This window comes from Nocardia noduli, from assembly GCF_019038455.1.
Lineage (GTDB): Bacteria > Actinomycetota > Actinomycetes > Mycobacteriales > Mycobacteriaceae > Nocardia > Nocardia noduli.
The window spans coordinates 1-403 of sequence record NZ_JAFMPL010000307.1; the positions used below are offsets into that span (position 1 = coordinate 1).

At 73.4% G+C, this 403-nt stretch carries 1 protein-coding gene; it reads right to left on the reverse strand.

Going from position 1 to position 403, the window contains the following annotated elements; genetic code table 11:
* The coding region (locus JZ792_RS43800; RefSeq protein ID WP_216918462.1) for a helix-turn-helix domain-containing protein at window positions 1-208 on the reverse strand (208 nt) is incomplete at its 3' end.
* Window positions 209-403 lie beyond the last annotated feature (195 nt).

Here is a 403-nt window from a genome sequence, read left to right on the forward strand (position 1 = left end):
GCATTCCCACGACGTGCCCGATGGCGACGCCGGGCTCGCCCGATTCGATGCGGCCGATCGTCTGCACGTGCACCCCGAGGCGCGCCGCGGCGGCGGCCTGGCCGTCACCCGCCGCGAGGCGGGCCTGCCTGGCCGCTGCGCCCAAGGCGCGGATCGCCTCCAGCGCGTCGTCGGCGATGTCTGCGGAGATGCGTTTGCCCTGGGCCATGCGCGCATTGTGCCGTGGACCGTGTGCCGGGCGCGTGGCCTCAGTCCTGCGACTTCTCCAGCGCTTCCAGGAAGGTGCGCCGCCACCAGTGGATGTCCTGCCGGCGGATGCGCTCCAGCAGGGCCCGGTGGCGCTGCTGGCGCTCTTCGAGCGGCATGCGCAGGGCGGTCTGGATGCAGTCGGCCATTCCCTGGG